Genomic DNA, 3,036 nt, shown 5'->3' on the forward strand with positions numbered 1-3,036 from the left:
TACCAAGGTCTACGAAGGGACAGACAGCAGCACTCTGGCAAAAGGCGCGGGACATTTCCCCGACACCAGCATTTGGGATGGAAATGTTTGCATTGCTGGTCACAACCGCGGGGTCCGGGATGATTTTGGAGACCTGCATACCCTGGAGCCAGGCGATACCATTACCTGGACCACCAAGCTGGGCACACGCACCTATCAGGTGGTCAGTGTAGAAAAGGTATTGGAGACAGATACCAGCGGCACCGCCACTACCAGTGACAACCGTATCACGTTGTTTACCTGTGTGCGGGATCAGCGGGCATACCGCTGGTGTGTCCAGGCTGTGGAATGCTAAACGCAGTGCATCTCCCAAATTGGGAAATGCACTGCGTTTTTTTCGCTTAGTTTCTGCGAAACCCTGACTGAATTACTTCCAGAAAGAGGTGATGAACAGATTGTTGTTCATGCCTCTTTCTGTCCATTTTAAGGAGGGCTTATGAAAAAACTGCTTTCAATGTTTTTGGCCTGCGTTTTGCTGCTTGGAATTCTTCCGACCTCCGCTTGGGCCGCGGATAGTGTAGAAGCGGCGCTGGGCGAAGTGGACATTTATAACGGCGGATATGAGCTGGGTTATCTGTCCATCAACGGCGCTGTCAAGAAGCAAGACTACACCTATTTCATGTATAAGAGCAATGATGGGACAACCAAAGAAGTTCCGGCATATTGTGTGAATCCGTATCTCAAAGGTGTTCCCCAAAAGGTAGAACTCGGCGAAAGCATTAAATATCTTGCGGAGGAACGCTCCAGCGATCCCAAGGTGGTGGGCATTATCTCCAACGGTTACCCCCACCGCAGTCTGGGTGAACTGAATTTGGATAACAAGTATCAGGCGTATTACGCCACAAAGATGGCCCTCTGGTGTTATTTGCTTTCCACCTGGGACATCAACAATCTAAAGGTGGCCCCCGGCCTTTCCGGTTCTGAACTGGACATTGGCAACCGCATCCTGGCCGCCGCCAAGGACATCTACAAGCGCGGCACCACCTACAACTATATGCTCACGCCCAAAATGACAGCCACCCCAGACCATTCCGTGGCCTATCCTGTCAGTGTTGAGGGTAAGGACTACTATCAGCAGGTGTTTACGGTTTGGAGCGAGACATGGGTCTACGATTACGACATTTCTGTCGCCTTCCAGGACCCCTCCGCCGTTCCCAATGGCACCCGGATCGTCAACATGGACAACCAGGATGTGACCTCTGTTGCTGCGGAAGGAACCGGAGACGGCTACTCCGCTCAATTCAAGGTGCTGTACCCCGCGGAATCCATCCAGAACCAAAGTGGCAGCGTCCAGCTTGCACTGTCCGCCTCCGTGGCGCAGTATGCCGCCATGTATGCCATCTGCCAGGAGAAGGATAAGTACGGCGACCTGCAAAATTATATCTGCGACCTAGATAACAATGTACGGCTGGATGTGGCTGCTATCAGCAACTATTATGACGGTCAGGACCCCGACCCGGATGAGACCGCGCTGAAAATCGTAAAGCTGGAGGAGGGCACAAAAATCCCACTGGAGGGCGCGGTGTTCTCTGTGTACGATCCAGAGGGACGCAAGGTTGGCTCTTTCTCTACTGGCCCGGACGGGACCGTGGTAATCCCTCTGACCCTTGAGGGCCACTATACGGTAACCGAGGAGATCCCGCCCCGGTATCATCTTTTGCCGGATGAGCGCACCCAGCACGCGGATGTGGAGTACAACAAGATTGCAACCCTGACTTTCTGGAACGCCCCCTACGGCTCACTTCGGGTGGAGAAAAAGAGTGACACTGGAGATCTACTTTCCGGTGTAACCATCCAGATCAAGCACTTGGAGAGCGGCCAGACCCGGAGCGGTCAGACCACCACCGGAGGTTCCATCACCTTTGACCAGCTTGAACCCGGCGCATGGGAAGTGCGTGAGCTGGCAGGAATCGAGGGCTGGAAAGCTGTGACCGATACCGTTCAGACGGTCAATGTGGTGTCAGGCGAGGAATCCACCGCTACCATTATCAATGAAGAACTTCCTGGTCTGCGGATCATCAAGTATGACCGAAAGACGATGGAGCTTATGCCGGATGTGGCGTTTGAGATCTTCCGGGATAATGTTTCCCTGGGCATCTTCCGTACCAATGAACAGGGCGAAATTCTCCTGGTCAACCAGCCCGAGGGCAGTTATCGGATCGAGGAACGAAACCCCGGAGACGATGAGCATATTATAGATACCACCCCCCAATATGCGGAGTTGACCACGGGCATGGGCATTGTGGAACGGGTGTTTTATAATGACCAGCTGCCCGGCATCCATCTTATCAAGGTAGACAGTGCGGATCTCAGTAAGCCGATTGCCAATGTCAAATTCCGCATTGAGGCGGTGGACGGCTCCTGGGGACCGGAGGAATATACGACTTCGGAGGATGGGACCATCGACCTCTCCAAGCTCCCCGTGGGCACTTATGTAGTAACGGAACTGGAGTGCCCCGGCTATGTGGTAGACGATGCCCAGCGGATCATCCACCTGGACGGCGGTGACCAGGCCCAATTTGTGTTCACCAATTCCAAGCTGCCCTCTCTGCATCTATACAAAGAGAGTGCGGATGGGACGCCCCTGGGCGGCGTCACCTACCGGCTGGCGAAGATCGAGGACGGCTCCCGGTATCTGGACCGCGCCACCTCCAGCACCGGGGAGATCACCTGGGAGGGCCTGGAACCTGGCGTCTATTCCCTGCAAGAGGTGTCCACCGTGGCGGATCACATTCTGGATGCCACGGAGTACCATGTGCAGCTGTTCCCCGGCAAGGACGCCACCATCTGCCTGCAAAATGACAAGCGGCCCAACCTGACCATCCACAAGAGCGACGCCGATACCGGCGCGCCGGTCCCCGATACGGTGTTCCTGGTCAAGGGGGCGGACGGCCATAGCGTGACGGAAGTGACCACCGGGGCGGACGGCTCCGCCATGGTGGAGAACCTGCTGCCCGGCGTCTATGAAATTTCTGAAAAGTCGGTGCCGTCCCCCTA

General features: G+C 55.2%; 2 protein-coding genes. Both read left to right on the forward strand.

The genetic code is table 11. The features are described from left to right. Positions 1–334 (forward strand): class D sortase (locus tag ACTQ3R_RS16310; protein ID WP_441780208.1); only part of this gene is annotated, 334 nt, incomplete at its 5' end. Positions 335–475: 141 nt separating this feature from the next. After that, positions 476–3,036 (forward strand): SpaA isopeptide-forming pilin-related protein (locus tag ACTQ3R_RS16315; protein ID WP_441780209.1); only part of this gene is annotated, 2,561 nt, incomplete at its 3' end.

This window comes from Lawsonibacter sp. LCP25S3_E2, assembly GCF_052117285.1.
Lineage (GTDB): Bacteria > Bacillota > Clostridia > Oscillospirales > Oscillospiraceae > Lawsonibacter.